The organism is Catenibacterium sp. RTP21428st1_D7_RTP21428_210409, from assembly GCF_040227455.1.
Classification (GTDB): Bacteria; Bacillota_I; Bacilli_A; order Erysipelotrichales; family Coprobacillaceae; genus Catenibacterium; species Catenibacterium mitsuoka_A.
Genome location: NZ_JBEHVX010000065.1, coordinates 1 through 14785, shown reverse-complemented (window position 1 = coordinate 14785; position 14785 = coordinate 1). Strand labels below are relative to the sequence as shown.

At 31.6% G+C, this 14785-nt stretch carries 20 protein-coding genes and 1 other RNA gene; 18 read left to right on the top strand and 3 right to left on the bottom strand.

The features are described 5' to 3' along the window. The coding region (locus ABUA27_RS09380; RefSeq protein WP_349820608.1) for a transposase at nt 1-495 on the top strand (495 nt) is incomplete at its 5' end. Nucleotides 496-612: 117 nt separating this feature from the next. Next, nucleotides 613-1230, top strand: a complete 618-nt coding sequence (locus ABUA27_RS09375) for a hypothetical protein (protein WP_129982153.1) — start codon at nt 613-615, stop codon at nt 1228-1230. A 39-nt stretch (nt 1231-1269) separates the two neighbouring features. On the opposite strand, the gene ABUA27_RS09370 is transcribed toward ABUA27_RS09375, so the two are convergent. Further along, complete coding sequence (locus ABUA27_RS09370) at nt 1270-1503, bottom strand: hypothetical protein (RefSeq protein ID WP_349820607.1); 234 nt, start codon at nt 1501-1503, stop codon at nt 1270-1272. A 191-nt stretch (nt 1504-1694) separates the two neighbouring features. On the opposite strand from ABUA27_RS09370, the gene ffs reads away from it, so the two are divergent. From ffs to rsmI, 11 genes are all read left to right on the top strand, one after another. Further along, nucleotides 1695-1784, top strand: an RNA gene (ffs, locus tag ABUA27_RS09365) — signal recognition particle sRNA small type. A 22-nt stretch (nt 1785-1806) separates the two neighbouring features. Further along, nucleotides 1807-2250, top strand: a complete 444-nt coding sequence (locus ABUA27_RS09360) for a nucleoside deaminase (RefSeq protein WP_129982154.1) — start codon at nt 1807-1809, stop codon at nt 2248-2250. A gap of 3 nt (nt 2251-2253) precedes the next feature. Then, nucleotides 2254-2931 carry a Bax inhibitor-1/YccA family protein gene (locus ABUA27_RS09355; protein WP_288834445.1) on the top strand — a complete coding sequence of 226 codons (678 nt, stop codon included), beginning with the start codon at nt 2254-2256 and terminating at the stop codon, nt 2929-2931. A 50-nt stretch (nt 2932-2981) separates the two neighbouring features. After that, nucleotides 2982-4778, top strand: coding sequence for a DNA polymerase III subunit gamma/tau (gene dnaX / locus ABUA27_RS09350; RefSeq protein ID WP_349820606.1), 1797 nt, complete (start codon nt 2982-2984; stop codon nt 4776-4778). A 2-nt stretch (nt 4779-4780) separates the two neighbouring features. Then, nucleotides 4781-5083: a YbaB/EbfC family nucleoid-associated protein gene (locus ABUA27_RS09345; protein WP_006505010.1), complete on the top strand. Its 303-nt coding sequence runs from the start codon at nt 4781-4783 to the stop codon at nt 5081-5083. Nucleotide 5084: 1 nt separating this feature from the next. Continuing rightward, on the top strand, nt 5085-5678 hold the full coding sequence (gene recR / locus ABUA27_RS09340; RefSeq protein WP_281072958.1) for a recombination mediator RecR: 594 nt from the start codon (nt 5085-5087) through the stop codon (nt 5676-5678). A 72-nt stretch (nt 5679-5750) separates the two neighbouring features. Next, the gene (tmk, locus tag ABUA27_RS09335) at nt 5751-6365 is read left to right on the top strand and encodes a dTMP kinase (protein ID WP_287968814.1); all 615 of its coding nucleotides are present in this window, start codon (nt 5751-5753) and stop codon (nt 6363-6365) included. Continuing rightward, nucleotides 6362-7321: a DNA polymerase III delta subunit-related protein gene (locus ABUA27_RS09330; protein ID WP_349820605.1), complete on the top strand. Its 960-nt coding sequence runs from the start codon at nt 6362-6364 to the stop codon at nt 7319-7321. Before tmk ends, ABUA27_RS09330 begins: the two co-directional genes overlap by 4 nt. Nucleotides 7322-7325: 4 nt before the next feature. Beyond that, complete coding sequence (locus tag ABUA27_RS09325; protein WP_303352861.1) at nt 7326-8294, top strand: PSP1 domain-containing protein; 969 nt, start codon at nt 7326-7328, stop codon at nt 8292-8294. Continuing rightward, a complete protein-coding gene (locus ABUA27_RS09320; protein ID WP_349820604.1) occupies nt 8278-9009 on the top strand; it encodes a tRNA1(Val) (adenine(37)-N6)-methyltransferase in 732 nt (243 codons plus the stop codon). Before ABUA27_RS09325 ends, ABUA27_RS09320 begins: the two co-directional genes overlap by 17 nt. Further along, nucleotides 8999-9850 (top strand): 16S rRNA (cytidine(1402)-2'-O)-methyltransferase, encoded by an 852-nt coding sequence (rsmI, locus tag ABUA27_RS09315; protein WP_129981540.1) that lies wholly within the window; start codon nt 8999-9001, stop codon nt 9848-9850. Before ABUA27_RS09320 ends, rsmI begins: the two co-directional genes overlap by 11 nt. 229 nt (nt 9851-10079) lie before the next feature. Here the strand turns inward: rsmI and ABUA27_RS09310 are convergent, their stop codons facing one another. Both ABUA27_RS09310 and ABUA27_RS09305 read right to left on the bottom strand, forming a co-directional pair. After that, nucleotides 10080-10253, bottom strand: coding sequence for a hypothetical protein (locus ABUA27_RS09310; protein WP_161220300.1), 174 nt, complete (start codon nt 10251-10253; stop codon nt 10080-10082). 94 nt (nt 10254-10347) lie between these two features. Continuing rightward, nucleotides 10348-10854: a GNAT family N-acetyltransferase gene (locus ABUA27_RS09305; protein WP_022424796.1), complete on the bottom strand. Its 507-nt coding sequence runs from the start codon at nt 10852-10854 to the stop codon at nt 10348-10350. A 100-nt stretch (nt 10855-10954) separates the two neighbouring features. Between ABUA27_RS09305 and ABUA27_RS09300 the strand changes: the two genes are divergently transcribed. The 5 genes from ABUA27_RS09300 (at nt 10955) to ABUA27_RS09280 (ending at nt 14403) form a co-directional block, all read left to right on the top strand. Then, entirely contained in the window at nt 10955-11158 is a 204-nt protein-coding gene (locus tag ABUA27_RS09300) for a DUF1146 domain-containing protein (protein ID WP_129981538.1), read from the top strand. An 85-nt stretch (nt 11159-11243) separates the two neighbouring features. Further along, a complete protein-coding gene (locus ABUA27_RS09295; RefSeq protein ID WP_022424798.1) occupies nt 11244-12233 on the top strand; it encodes a rod shape-determining protein in 990 nt (329 codons plus the stop codon). A 38-nt stretch (nt 12234-12271) separates the two neighbouring features. Continuing rightward, on the top strand, nt 12272-13045 hold the full coding sequence (locus tag ABUA27_RS09290; protein ID WP_303352857.1) for a Cof-type HAD-IIB family hydrolase: 774 nt from the start codon (nt 12272-12274) through the stop codon (nt 13043-13045). A 538-nt stretch (nt 13046-13583) separates the two neighbouring features. Beyond that, nucleotides 13584-13970: a hypothetical protein gene (locus ABUA27_RS09285; protein WP_349820603.1), complete on the top strand. Its 387-nt coding sequence runs from the start codon at nt 13584-13586 to the stop codon at nt 13968-13970. Next, nucleotides 13963-14403: an NfeD family protein gene (locus ABUA27_RS09280; RefSeq protein WP_317374439.1), complete on the top strand. Its 441-nt coding sequence runs from the start codon at nt 13963-13965 to the stop codon at nt 14401-14403. The genes ABUA27_RS09285 and ABUA27_RS09280 overlap by 8 nt, the downstream gene beginning before the upstream one ends. The last annotated feature ends 382 nt before the right edge of the window (nt 14404-14785 follow it).

Genomic DNA, 14785 nt, shown 5'->3' with positions numbered 1-14785 from the left:
ACAGATGGTCTAGCTGGTATGGAAGAAGTTATTGAACAGACTTTTCCAGCAGCTAAAATTCAAAGATGTCTAGTGCATATATCTAGAAATATAGCGGCCAAAGTACGTGTGATAGATAGAAAAGAAATACTGGATGATTTCAAAGAAGTATATAATGCATCCAAATTAGAAGAAGCATTATCAAACCTTGAAACATTTACTTCAAAATGGAAAAGAAAGTATCCTAGAGTAATTGATATTTTAGATAAAAATACGCATCTATTAACGTATTTTGATTATCCAAAGGAAGTAAGACATAGTATTTATTCAACGAATCTGATTGAAGGTTTCAACAAGCAGCTTAAGAAGAAATTTAAGTTGAAGGAACAGTTTCCAACCGAAACATCAATGGAAAAATACTTAGTATCACAATTCAATCAATACAATGAAAAATTTATGAATAGAATTCACAAAGGTTTTGGTTTAGTTGGTCGTGATCAATGGTTTCCAAATTAATAGATAACAACTAACCTTATCTACTGAAAACTTAATTTACAGGAAATAAGAATTTACACAAGATTCTTGACACTATCTGATGTTCAAGCAAAATCATATATAATAAGGAGTCTGTAAATGCAAAAATTATATTTCAAATCATTTATCATCGCTTTTATCGTATTTATTTTTGGGGTTAATTCTTTGTCAAATGTAGATGCTATATCCAAAAATAATCCATCAAATTTAGATAATCAAGTTGTGTATGTTAATGGTTCACATTATAGTGTTTCTGTTGATCATAAAGGTATCAATACAATTTCATCAGTAACTGATGAAAAAGGTACAACCACTATGGCTATCTTTGATAAAGAAACAAATAAACTAACTATCAACGGAAATGAAATTCAAATAGAAGAATATAAAAATTCTATAACAAGTTTTTCAAGAGCTAGTAATAAAGTGCTAAAAAGAAAAACGTATACTATTCCTGGCAGTGCAACATCTACAGCTGCTGCCTTGATAGCTGGTTTAGCAGCCATTAGTAACTTTCCATTTGCTGCGGCTGTAGTAAGTGCCTTTATTTCTGGTAGTTTATGGGGAAAATCTATTAAAATCATCATTACCGACTATCGTTCTGGTTCTAGGTACAAATCAGGATCTCATAAAGGGAAATACAAATATTGGACTAATGTTTTAGTGAAATGTGGAAGTGCCACTATTTTGAATCAAAATCATTCTGTATGTTATAAATAAGGGGATATTTATGTTGAAAAAATATCTAAGAAAAAGAAATTATCCATTTGTAGTATTTTTTGCTTTACCAGAAAATTGTTTGGATTTACTAACTTTTATTCTTTTTGCAGTATATTGCATATTAAAATATATTTTCGTATTACCACCATGGTGTGATTTATTCATTGTGATTATATTTTCTATATTTACTTTGATTTTTAAACGATATAATGTAGATAACCAATATAGATATTCTATCAAACATTCAATGAGTTTTTCGATATTTTTTGGCATTTGGTTTTTATTGGAAATATTATCCTTAGTTTGATAATAGAATATTTAAAATTTAAACGTATATAAGGCAATCAATAAAATGATTCTTTAAAGAATCATAATAAAACAAGAATAACTCCCTCTTTACGACGAATTACTCAGATGTAAAATCTCCTTTTTCTTGCATTTTATAATAATTATGTTATAATCAATTTTGCCATTACAATAAACATGTCTGAACCATGTCAGGACCGGAAGGTAGCAGCATTAAGGGCCTCTGTTTGTGTGTAATGGCACTTTTTTTATATAAAAAGGAGTCATAGGATGAATGATGAAGAATATATGGCTGAAGCATTAAAAGAAGCAGAAATCGCAATGAGTGAAGATGAAGTACCTATTGGATGTATTATTGTCTATGAAGGACAAATCATTGCACGTACACATAATCAAAAGGAAACCTTAAAGAAGGCTACAGGACATGCTGAAATATTAGCTATTAATCAAGCAAGTGAGTATCTTGATTTATGGCATTTAGATGGCTGTACAATGTATGTAACATTAGAACCATGTATGATGTGTACAGGGGCTATTATACAAAGTCGTATCAGTCGTTTAGTGATTGGTACGAATGTCAGTAGATGGCCAGGTTTTATAGAGTTAATAGAGAATAACCCTGTAAATCATCATCCTGATGTACAACAGGGGATTTTAAAGGAACAGTGTGCTACAATAGTATCAGAGTTCTTTAAACGTAAAAGGAGGAAGTAAATTATGGATTCTTATTATAGTAATAAGATGAGTTATGGTGAGTTCTTTGGTTCAGTTATGAAATGGATGGCTATGGCTTTAGGAATCACTACAATCACTTCATTTCTATTCTCATTCTTACATCTTGAACTGATATTGGGTGCGTCTTATTTCATCTTTATGATTGTATGTTCGATTATAGAAATAGGATTAGTAATAATGCTAAGTAAAACAGTCAAAGATATGGCTATAGAGAAGGCTAAGACATATTATGTTGCTTATTCAGTAATTAATGGGATTGTGCTTTCTATGTGGTTGAATTATGTTGTACCAGGTGTAGCAGTACTTGCTTTTGCGGTGACAGCTGTTTATTTTGGTTTACTCTATACAGTGACACAGCATACTAATAATAATTTCATTGGTATAGGAAAAGTCTGTTTAATGGCTTTACCAGTTCTTATGATTGCGTATATCTTATTGATCTTTATTTCGGCGCCAGGTCTTTATTATCTAGTCGTATTCCTTGATCTTGCAGTCTTTACTGGACTTACTCTTTATGATTTTAAGCATATCGAATATGCTTATGAAGTTGCACCACAGGAAGCATTAAAAGGTGTGGCATTGCTTTGTGCATTACAGCTCTATATGGATTTCATCAACATTTTTATTGATATATTGATGTTAGTAAGTGATAATAATTAAGGTGCTAAGGCACCTTTTTTTATGTATAATAAGGAAAGGAGTTGATGACTATGGCATATAAATCATTATATAGAACATACCGTCCACAGACATTTAAGGATGTTGCAGGACAGGAAGCAATTATTACTACATTAAAGCATGCAATAGATGAAAAGAAGATTGCGCATGCATATTTATTTTGTGGTCCACGTGGAACAGGAAAGACAACTGTCGCAAAGCTATTAGCTAAGGCAGTTAATTGTACTGGTGATCCTAAACCATGTGGTGAATGTGAGAATTGTAAACAGATTGAAAATGGAACACATCCAGATGTTATTGAAATAGATGCTGCCAGCAATAATGGGGTAGAAGAAGTAAGAAGTCTGATTGATAAGGTGAAATATGCACCGACACAGGGACAATATAAAGTCTATATCATCGATGAAGTACATATGATGTCACCTGGCGCTTTTAATGCATTATTAAAGACATTAGAAGAACCACCAGCACATGTCATCTTTATTCTTGCGACAACAGAACCACATAAGATCTTACCTACTATTATTTCTAGATGTCAGAGATTTGATTTTACACGACTCACTGACCAGGAAATGGTACAAAGAATGCAGTATGTCTTAAAAGAGGAAGGTAAGACATATGATGATGGATCCTTAGAATTAATTGCTAGACTTGCGAATGGTGGGATGAGAGATGCATTATCTATCCTTGAACAATGTCTTGCCTATAATGATGATCATTTAAGCATTAATGATATTCATACTATTTATGGTATTGTATCCATGGATGATAAGACAAACTTATTGAAGGTTTTATTATCTAAGAACATGTCTGAATCTTTAAAGATATTAGATAAAATGGATAAGAGTGGTATTGATATTAAGAGATTAACATTTGATTTAATTGATATATTAAAAGACATAGTTATTTATAGGAATACAAAAGATACTTCTATTATGTCAGTCATGACACAAAAAGACTTAGAAAACATTGTGCCTTATATTTCAAGTGATGAATGTTTTAACTTTATTGATATATTGATGGATGCAAGTGAGAAGTACATCAGAGCGACTGATCCACATATTTATTTTGAACTTGCATTATTAAGATTATGTAATCAAGAACATGCAGCAAGTCAGAAGATAGAATATACACCTATTAAAGAAGAACCTGTAAAACCTGTAGAAGTAAAGAAGGTTGAAGTTAAAGAAGAACCAGTCGAAGAAATCATGGAAGAACCTGTCTTTGAATCAATTGAAGAAGAGATAGTTGAACCAGCTATTGAAAAGAAGGTTGAACAACCAGTACCTCAATTCAATTATGAAAAGCAAGAAGAACCAGAAACATATGCATCAGATGATAATATCGAAGTAGATCAAAGTGATATATTAAATATTCTTGTGCAGGCTGATCGTAAGATCTTAAATGAAGTTCAGGAGAAGTGGCCAGTGATTAGACGTTATATGGCTAATATGAATACAGCTAAAGCAGCAAGTATGTTATCTCAGGGTCGTCCAGTTGCAGCAAGTCGAGATGGTTTAATTATTGAGTTTGAATTAATGCCTGATGTGAATGCAGCTAACTATTATAAGAATTATAAACAGTTATCATCTTTAATTAAGGATGTATTAGGACATGAATATAAATTCATTGGTATGCAGCATGATGCATGGTTAGAGATGAGACAACATTATATTCAGCTTGCAAGAAGCAAACAGCTTCCTCAGGCGAGACCAATCACATTAAAACATATTGATGGATATGATTTAAAAAGAGTAGATTTGAATGACGCACAGAAGTATGCTTTAGATATGTTTGGTGAAGATATTGTAGAATTTAAGGAGGATTAAAAATGGATTTCAATTCGCTTTTAGAAACCGCAAAGAAAATGGGTGAAACAGCCTCAAATCAACAAAAAGAATTAGAAAACAAGAGTTTTAGTTTTTCTTGTCAGAATAATTTGATTACAGGTAAAATCAATGGTAAGTATCAGATTACTGAATTACATATCAGTCAGGATTTGATGGATGATAAAGATATGTTAGAAGACTTGATGATGATTGCGATTAATCAGGGAATTAGTCAGGTAGAAAAGGAGAAAGAAGACAATATGAAATCCCTCACTGGTGGATTAGATTTATCTTCTTTTATGTAATATGGAATATCCAAAGAGTTTTGAAGAGTTAATGACATGTTTTAAAATGTTGCCAGGTATTGGAAATAAAGGTGCTGAAAGAATGGCTTATGCGATTTATGATATGTCAGAAGAAGATGTAAAAAGATTCTCACAGGCACTCACTTCATTTAAAGAAAATGTTCATACTTGTCCTATATGTGGAAATTTAAGTGAAGGTGATAAGTGTGAGATATGTGCCGATCACGAAAGAGATCAATCTACAATATGTGTTGTAGAATCTCCTAAGGATGTCTTTGCGATGGAAAAGATGAAAGAGTACCATGGCTTATATCATGTGTTAGGTGGTACGATTTCTATTATGGATGGCAAGACTATGGATGATTTGAACATCATGAGTTTATTTGATCGTATTACTCCTGATACAAAAGAAGTAATTATTGCGACAAATGCGACAAGAGAAGGGGAAACAACAGCACTCTTCCTTGCAAAGCTATTAGATAAAAAAGGTATTAACACAACACGTATTGCACATGGTTTACCAATTGGAAGTTCTCTTGACTATGCAGACGAACTCACATTATTAAAATCATTTGAAGGTAGAAAGAAGGTCTAAGAACCTTCTTTTTAATTATGGAAAAAACATTGTAAATCACATATAATATTAATGTTTGAAGGAGCGTGTGATATGAGTTTATTTATTACTTTTGAAGGTGGAGAAGGCAGTGGTAAAACGACTATTGCAAAGATGTTACATAAACAGTTTATTGAAGAAGGATATAATATCACTTTTAGTAGAGAACCTGGTGGGGTAGATATCGCAGAACAGATCAGAGATGTGATTACTGATGTCAATAATACGAAGATGGACGCAAGAACTGAAGCATTACTTTATGCAGCAAGTAGAAGACAGCATCTAGTAGAAAAAGTACTTCCTGTATTAAAGGAAGATGGTATTGTGATATGCGATCGTTTTATTGATAGTTCTTTAGTTTATCAGGGAATTGGAAGAGGTATTGGCGTAGATAATATCTACAACATGAATCTTTTTGCGACAGATGGTATTCTTCCTGATTTAACTATTTTCTTTGATGTAAAACCTGAAGTTGCTTTAAAGCGTATTACAGGAGATAGAGAAGTCAATAGATTAGATTTAGAATCATTGGATTTTCATCATAAAGTATATGATGGTTATCAAATGATCTGTGAGAAGTTCCCAGATAGAATTGTGAAGGTAGATGCCTCTTTACCAGTTGAAGAAGTATATCGTCAGGTTTATGAAATCGTAAAGGATAGACTATGAAAGAAATTTTAAAAGAAACACAACCTATCTTCTATCGTATCTTAGAGAAGAGTTTTAAAGAGAATAAAAAGACTCATGCATTTCTTCTAGTAGGGGATCATACGGATGATATTGCGACATTTATTGCCCAGTCTTATATATGCCATGAAGATACACTAGCGTGTGAAACTTGTGATGATTGTATACGAATTAAAGAAGGTCTTTATCCTGATATGATTGTATGTGATGGTAAAGAGGCTTCTATTAAGAAATCTGATATTGATCATATTCAGGAAGAGTTTGTGAAATCAAGTGTAGAGAATAATGGAAAAGTATATATTCTTAAAAATATTGATAATGCGACAACTCAGGCAATGAATAGCTTATTAAAGTTCTTAGAAGAACCTGTGGAAGAAGTATATGCAATCCTTACAACAAAGAATATTAATAAAGTACTACCTACTATTCAATCTAGGTGTCAGGTGATTAAATTGCTTCCTGAATCTAAGCATTCTTTAGAATTAAAACTAAAGAATGAAGGGGTGGATGAAGAAGACTATTTGGTTCTTCCTCATCTATTTGATTCGATTGAAGAATGTAATGAGTATAAGGATAGTGAGTTATATTTTGATGTTAAGAATTATGTATTCTACTTTATTGAAGATTTATATATGAAACCATCGGATTTATTAATCAATGTGCAGATTAATCTAGGTAAGAAGTATAAGAAGAATAAAGAAGCCTATGCATTATTCTTAAATCTTTTGGTGTTAGGTATGAGAGATATGTTTCACGTGAAACATTCCATACCTGTATTATTTGTGAAACATAAAGATTTCTTTGAGAAGATGCCAGAAGATGGTAAAATATTACAGAAAATAGAAATCATATTAGAATATGCTGAAAGACTCAACAATAATGTCAATCTTGCATTATTACTAGATGGTATGGTATATAAAGTATTGAAGGGAGTTTGATGAAATGGATAGATTAGCGGCTGTTAGATTTAATAGCGCTGGTAAATATTATTACTTCTCTACAGACTTAGATGTCAAAAAGGGAGATAAAGTAATAGTAGAAACTGTAAGAGGACTAGAAATGGGAGAAATCATTTCGGATCTTACAGACTTATCAGAATTTAAATTAGATAACGAATTAAAAAGAATTAAACGTGTTGCGAATAGAGCAGACATTGAAGTATATAATATCAATAAAATTAAGGCACAAAAATCATTTGAAATCTGTAAAGAAATCATTGCGGAAACAAACCTTGATATGCATTTGATCAATTGTGAATATACATTAGATGCTTCTAAGGTGATCTTTATGTATACATCTGATGAACGTGTAGACTTCAGAGATTTATTAAAGAAACTTGCAAGTGTTTTTAAATGTCGTATTGAATTAAGACAGGTAGGACCTAGAGATAAAGCTAAAATTGTAGGTGGTATTGGAAATTGTGGCTTACCACTATGTTGTAACTCATTCTTAGGTGAGTTTGATGGTGTATCTATCAATATGGCTAAGAATCAGTTACTTGCGATTAATATTGACAAGATTTCAGGTGTATGTGGTCGTTTATTATGTTGTTTAAAGTATGAAGATGAGGCCTATAAGGAAGTTAAAAAGAAATTCCCTAAGATTGGTTCATTTATTCGTTATGATGATAAACAGTGTAAGGTTGTTGGTTTAAACGTTATTTCTGATTTAGTAAAGATTGATAGTGAAGGAAGTATTTTATTTATTCCTTTATCTGATATCGATAAGAAACCAGCTCCTAAAAAGGAAAGACGTATCTTAGAAGAACTAGCACCAAAAAAAGAAAAGAAACACGATAAACCAAGACAAAAGAAGCCAAAACAACAGCATAAACCAAAACAGAATGATCAGAAGCTAAGAACTATCAAAGGTAATAATCCAAAAGGAAAGAAAGATGAAAGAAGAAATTAATCATCTCCTTGGTTATAATGATATGAAAATCATCCAGAGAAGAGATATGTTTACCTTTTCTCTGGATACTGTTTTATTGGCAAACTTTTGTGCAATCACAAAGGATATGAAGACAATTGTAGATTTTGGGACAAATAATGCAGCTATACCATTAATCTTAACACAACGAACTCATAAGAAGATTATTGGTGTTGAAATTCAAAAGGAAGCTGTAGAGATTGCAGAAAGAAACGTAAAATTAAATCATGTAGAAAATCAGGTGGAAATTATTCACGATGATATCAAAGAGTATGTGAAGTATGCACCACGTACTAAGGCAATTGTATGTAACCCTCCATTTTTTAGATTAGGTGAGAAGTCCCACGTCAATGAGAGTCCTTATGTTACTATTGCACGTCACGAAATCAAAATAGATCTAGAAGGAATTATTGCATCAGCAGCAAAGATTCTAGATCAGAATGGTCGTTTCTCAATGGTCTATCGTCCGGATCGTTTTATTGAAACAATTGAATTATTTAAGAAATATAGAATAGAACCTAAACGTATTCGTTTTGTCTATCCTAAAGAAGGAAAAGAATGTAATACATTTTTAATCGAAGGTGCTTTCTTAGGCAAAACAGGATTAAAGATTGAACCTCCATTATATACACATAATGAAGATGGCAGCTATTCAGATGAAGTTAAACAGTTAGTAGGTGAGATGAATGTTAAATAGACAAAAGAGTTTTGAAAATGGAAAAGCGACACTTTACCTTGTACCAACACCTATTGGTAATTTAAGTGAAATGACACCAAGATGTATTGATGTTATGAAGAGTGTAAACTATATTGCTGCAGAAGATACACGTAATACAGTGAAACTATTAAATCACTTTAATATAGAAGCTAAGCTTATTTCTCATCATGAACATAATCTGCATGTTGCAATCCCTAAACTTTTATCATTATTAGAAGAAGGGGAGTCAGTTGCATTAGTAAGTGATGCAGGTTATCCTGCAATTAGTGATCCAGGGTATGAAATGGTTCTTGCAACTATTGATGCAGGATATAATGTCGTTCCTTTATCAGGATGTAATGCTTGCTTAGATGCTTTAGTTGTCTCTGGTATTGCACCACAGCCATTCATGTTCTATGGTTTCTTAAGCCATACAAATAAAAATAAGACTAAAGAATTAGAAAAATTAAAAAATATCACTTATACAATCGTATTCTATGAAGCCCCACATAGAATTAAGGCAACATTGGAATGTATGATGAAAGTATTAGGTGATAGAAGAATAGCGTTATGTAGAGAAATCACTAAGAAACATGAAGAAATTCTAAGAGGTACTATTTCTGAAGTATTAGAAGTAGTAGATGAATTAAAGGGTGAAATGGTTATTGTGGTTGAAGGTGGTGCTGAAGTAACTGAAGAAGAGACTTTTGACCAGACAATTACAGAACATGTAGATGAGTTTGTAGAAAAAGGCATGTCTAAAAAAGATGCTATTAAAGAAGTCGCAAAAATTCGCAAATTAAATAAGAATCTTGTGTATGAAGAATATCATAAAAAGTAAAAGGGTAATGTTTCACGTGAAACATTACCCTTTTTGCTTGGAAGACCTTATATTTCTAGTTAATAACTATAAATACAAGAAGAAAAAAGTAAAGTCATTTTTAAAAATGACAATGACAGTTTAACATAAGGTAAATTTTAATTCAAATGGATATTTAAGAAAAGCATCTACGATATGAACTAAAAATACGAATTATATTAAAGGAACGGTTATAAATGACTGCATAAGACTATAGTTTATTTAAAAATTTATTTCTAAGTAATTGATAAGCAAATACAATTGTAAGAGAAAAAATGATCATCTTAATATAATCTAGATTGAGTTTTCTTGAATAGTACCAATCAAATAGTAAGAATAGAATAGAAATAGATAAAAATATGATATAGAATTTTATCTTTTTCATAAGAATCCTCCTGGATGAATTATAGTATATTTGTTTCTTATATGTGTTAAGCAAATGTAAAAATAAAATAAAAAAACTGTGTTTACACACAGTTTCAAATCAATCTTTCGTAAGCTTCTCTCTCTTCATTGTTTTTTAAACGAACAGTACCACAATGTTTAAATCCATTCTTTAATATAAATTCTCTCATTGGTTTATTATTCTTTTCAATATCTAAACGAATAGAAGGAGTACCACTCTGTTTACAGATGTTGACTGCATAATCCAATAATTTTTTTGCATAGCCATTTCCTTTATGATTATTATCAATCGCAAAACGATGAATAATACCATAGTGTCTAGTATCAGTAAGCCAGTGGCCGTTGTAGATTCTTACATAGCTAGGTTCTATTCCTATAATAAAATGCATTGTGCCATACGTATGGGAATGTTTAGAAAGAACATAACTGTTACCTGATATAATATCATCTAGTATTGTGCTAATGTCAGGATATCCTTTTTGCCATTGGTTAATATCATTATCTTTAAAATATTCTTTTGCTTGATTAATAAGATCCATCACACGACTTAGATCTTTAATTTCTGATGCGCGTACATGCATATCAATCACCTCGTTTAAAATTGTACTAGAAATCATTTGAAATATCAAATAGTTGTATTTTGATTGCTGAAATGGTTAAATAGTGTCAAGGGAGGATTTTATGATTTATCGTACAGTTAATATTTTAGTCTATATTATTTCTGTCTTATTAGCTATGTATGGCTTGCAGGCTTTTGACTTCGAACGCTTCTTGAGAAAGGGCAGAATCAGCCAGTTTTATGTCTTCTATGTAGTCGCGAGTGTGGCGCTCGGATACTTATTAGCACAATTTATACTTAATTTTGGTACGTTAAGTTTTTATTGATTTAAAGCCAATATTTTTTAATTAATTGACTTGAATAATATGAATAAAATGATAAAATAGAAATGCTTACAAGGAGGAAAAAGGTATGAGCTTATCAAAAGAAATTGGTATTGACCTTGGTACTGCAAATATCCTTATCTATGCTAAAGGAGAAGGAATTGTAGTAAATGAACCAAGTGTTGTTACTATTAATGTAGAAACAAATAGACCTGTTGCTGTTGGTGAAGAAGCAAGAGAAATGCTTGGAAAGACTCCTGGAAAATTAAAAGCAATCCGTCCATTAAAGGATGGTGTTATTGCTGATTTCCAGACTACTGAAATCTTACTAACACACTTTATCAATAAACTAAACTTAAAAGGAATTTTTGCTAGACCAACAATCTTAATTTGTTGTCCATCTAACATCACTTCAATCGAAAAGAGTGCCATCCAGGATGTTGCTTTAAGATGTGGTGCTAAGAAGGTATATATCGAAGAAGAACCAAAAGTAGCTGCTATTGGTGCTGGTCTTGATATTTCTAAACCATCTGGAAACATGGTTATCGATATCGGTGGTGGAACTACAGACGTTGCTGTACTTTCATTAGGTGATATCGTTACATCTCAGTCATTAAAGATTGCTGGTGACAAGATGGATCAGGAAATCATTAAATACGTAAAAGATAAATATAAGTTATTAATTGGTGATGCTACAGCTGAAGAAGTTAAGAAACAGATCGGTTGTGCATTCCAGCCTAACGAAGAAACAGTTATGGATGTCCGTGGTAGAGACTTAGTAACTGGTCTTCCAAAGACTATCCAAATGAATGAAGCTGAAACAGTTTCTGCTTTAGGAGAAGTTTGTGAAACAATCTTAATTGCAGCTAAGCAGGTTCTTGAACAGACACCACCTGAATTATCTGCAGATATCGTAAATAAGGGTATCTTCTTAACTGGTGGAGGAGCTTTATTAAAGAATTTAGACAAGTTCCTTGAACAGGGATTAAAGGTTCCTGTATTCGTAGCTGATACACCACTTGATTGTGTTGCTGAAGGCTGCGGTGTCATGTTAGAAAACACTACATACTTACAGTAAGAGATAGCGTTCGCGCTATCTTTTTTTTGGAGGAAATAATGAAAGCGATATTTTTTGATATTGATGGTACAATTTACCATCCAGAGATTGGTATTAGTCAGAATACAATTGATGAAATTCATAGAGTACAAAAATTAGGTCATAAATGCTTTATCGCAAGTGGTAGACCAACTGGATTTATTTCTAAAGAAGTGAAATCCATTGGTTTTGATGGCTACGTATTAGCTAATGGAGCACATATTGTGACTGAAGGAAAAACAATAGACTCTTTAACATTACCTTATGATGAAACAAAGAAACTTATTGAATATGTGGAATCACAAGGTTATGAATATATACTTCTTACAACTGATCGTTGTTATTTAAAGAAGGAGTCACCACATATGTATGAATTCTATGCTTGGTGTAATATTGATATGGACTCTTTATGCAACGATTATGATTTAGATGAAGTACTAAAGAAAACAATTAAATTAGAAATTAGATATAATAAAAAAGAAGACAGCGTAGGACTTATTGAAAGACTAGGGGCTTTCTTCTATGAAAAACATGATGATAGCTTAAACATTGAAGTATCTAATATAGATACTTCTAAAGGTCATGGTATTGAAACAATGCTGAACTATTATGGCTTAGATGTTGATGATAGCTATTGTTTTGGTGATGGAGCCAATGACTTAGAAATGTTTAAAACAGTAGGTCATCCAATCGCTATGAAGAATGCAATTCCAATGATTTATCATCATGCATCAATCATCTGTGAAGATGTATTGCATGATGGTGTGGCAAAAGAATTAAAGAGACTCTTTTAACTTCTGTATAAAAACAGAAGTTTTTTTGTTTTACACAGATATCTTGTGTTTTAATAACATAATAGATTATACTATTATTAGTAATTGATTTTATAATTTTATTCTTAACATTAGCTATGAGAAAATGTTAGTTATTATGAAAGAATAGGAGGAGTATAGATCATGCAAGGATACTTGTTAGGCATTTTTTTCATCTTATTATTAGTAGTGATTGATTTTTACCTTCAGAAGAAGATTAATAAAAAAGGATATGTATTTCTATGTATAAATAAAGGTAGATTAAGATATCCAATACTTGTTTTATTTGTGGCTTTCTTTATTTATTTCGTCATTGAGAAACAGTATCTATTGATTTTATGTATGCTATATATACTAAGAATAATAGATAAACTCATTTACATAGATAAGAAATAATACTTTTGAAATTCTAACATTCAAGATGGTAGAAATATTATCTTATTGTTATAGTTTTTTTGTTATACGATTTTTGTTGAATAAAAATAATAAAAATAATACAATGATATTGGAGGTGATAAACATGAACTTTGTCTGGAATACAAACGAACTGAATGCATCTGTCGTCTCCATTTATGAAACAAATATTACATTGAATACGACAGCATGTATGCATTTTGAAAATGTGAATTATGTTCTATTAGGTATTGATTATGACAATCATTGTATCGGTATCAAACCCGTGGGGAAGCAAGCTATCAATGACGGAATCTATCCACAGGACCAGCTTCATAAGATATCAAGAGGTAAGTCCTATGGAAGAATCACCAATAAACCATTTATTAAAGAACTTGCTGATTTGATTCCTCTCGATTTCAATGAAAAGAATGTTTATAAGTTTAAAGGAACATATGACATTGTTCATGAAGTTCTCATTGTTGACTACAAGGAGGGAAGACTAAGTGGATAGTTTGTTAGTGTGGTCAGGTGTTATGATTGCGTGTATTGTGGTAGAAATACTCACGGTATCACTAGTAAGTGTCTGGTTTGTGATTGGTGCTTTTGCGGCATTGATTGCCTGCTTATTGAATGTATCAGTTCCAATACAGGTCGCTATATTTCTTGTGGTATCTGTTATATGCGCGATAGTGGCACGTCCTATGGCTGTAAAAAGTCTGAAAGGCAACATAATACATACGAATAATGATGCACTTATAGGATCTCATGCTCTCGTTATTAAGAGAATTGATGCAGATCATATGGGTGAAGTAAGAATTAAGAATCAGATTTGGTCAGCGTCTTCACTTCATAATTTGACTTTAGAAGAAGGAGAATATGGAGAAGTTATCGCAATTGAAGGTGCACATCTAGTTGTAAAAAAGGAGGAAAATATAAGTAACTGAATATATCGATCATTGTGTTTGAATGTGTTCAAATCCCCTCAAAGAAGAGCGTTAAAATGAACATATCAAATATTACAAATTATAAACCAAAGGATTTTACTGAACTTTTAGGCGTATCCGTTAAGATATTATAACGTTGAGATAGAGAAGAAACTTTAAAGGCAAACCGAACCCAAACGAATAGGCATTATTATACTTATAATCAGCATTTACTAAATCAAACTGCATTTTTAAGATAGTTCTGTAATGTAAAAGAATTATTTGAATACCCACAAACCACAGGATAGTAAAAATTAAATTATATAAACGCCTATAAATCGGCGTTCATGAAGCTGAACTTGATGCATAGATTTTCCATTTGTACTATAATTAGATTAGAAAT

What these genes read in the sequence shown, in the direction of transcription:
- ABUA27_RS09360 (WP_129982154.1), top strand. Translation starts at nt 1,807, where the DNA reads ATGAATGATGAAGAATATATGGCTGAAGCATTAAAAGAAGCAGAAATC.
- tmk (WP_287968814.1), top strand. Translation starts at nt 5,751, where the DNA reads ATGAGTTTATTTATTACTTTTGAAGGTGGAGAAGGCAGTGGTAAAACG.
- ABUA27_RS09355 (WP_288834445.1), top strand. Translation starts at nt 2,254, where the DNA reads ATGGATTCTTATTATAGTAATAAGATGAGTTATGGTGAGTTCTTTGGT.
- ABUA27_RS09330 (WP_349820605.1), top strand. Translation starts at nt 6,362, where the DNA reads ATGAAAGAAATTTTAAAAGAAACACAACCTATCTTCTATCGTATCTTA.
- rsmI (WP_129981540.1), top strand. Translation starts at nt 8,999, where the DNA reads ATGTTAAATAGACAAAAGAGTTTTGAAAATGGAAAAGCGACACTTTAC.
- dnaX (WP_349820606.1), top strand. Translation starts at nt 2,982, where the DNA reads ATGGCATATAAATCATTATATAGAACATACCGTCCACAGACATTTAAG.
- recR (WP_281072958.1), top strand. Translation starts at nt 5,085, where the DNA reads ATGGAATATCCAAAGAGTTTTGAAGAGTTAATGACATGTTTTAAAATG.
- ABUA27_RS09290 (WP_303352857.1), top strand. Translation starts at nt 12,272, where the DNA reads ATGAAAGCGATATTTTTTGATATTGATGGTACAATTTACCATCCAGAG.
- ABUA27_RS09370 (WP_349820607.1), bottom strand. Translation starts at nt 1,503, where the DNA reads ATGCCAAAAAATATCGAAAAACTCATTGAATGTTTGATAGAATATCTA.
- ABUA27_RS09305 (WP_022424796.1), bottom strand. Translation starts at nt 10,854, where the DNA reads ATGCATGTACGCGCATCAGAAATTAAAGATCTAAGTCGTGTGATGGAT.
- ABUA27_RS09300 (WP_129981538.1), top strand. Translation starts at nt 10,955, where the DNA reads ATGATTTATCGTACAGTTAATATTTTAGTCTATATTATTTCTGTCTTA.
- ABUA27_RS09295 (WP_022424798.1), top strand. Translation starts at nt 11,244, where the DNA reads ATGAGCTTATCAAAAGAAATTGGTATTGACCTTGGTACTGCAAATATC.
- ABUA27_RS09325 (WP_303352861.1), top strand. Translation starts at nt 7,326, where the DNA reads ATGGATAGATTAGCGGCTGTTAGATTTAATAGCGCTGGTAAATATTAT.
- ABUA27_RS09320 (WP_349820604.1), top strand. Translation starts at nt 8,278, where the DNA reads ATGAAAGAAGAAATTAATCATCTCCTTGGTTATAATGATATGAAAATC.
- ABUA27_RS09375 (WP_129982153.1), top strand. Translation starts at nt 613, where the DNA reads ATGCAAAAATTATATTTCAAATCATTTATCATCGCTTTTATCGTATTT.
- ABUA27_RS09345 (WP_006505010.1), top strand. Translation starts at nt 4,781, where the DNA reads ATGGATTTCAATTCGCTTTTAGAAACCGCAAAGAAAATGGGTGAAACA.
- ABUA27_RS09285 (WP_349820603.1), top strand. Translation starts at nt 13,584, where the DNA reads ATGAACTTTGTCTGGAATACAAACGAACTGAATGCATCTGTCGTCTCC.
- ABUA27_RS09310 (WP_161220300.1), bottom strand. Translation starts at nt 10,253, where the DNA reads ATGAAAAAGATAAAATTCTATATCATATTTTTATCTATTTCTATTCTA.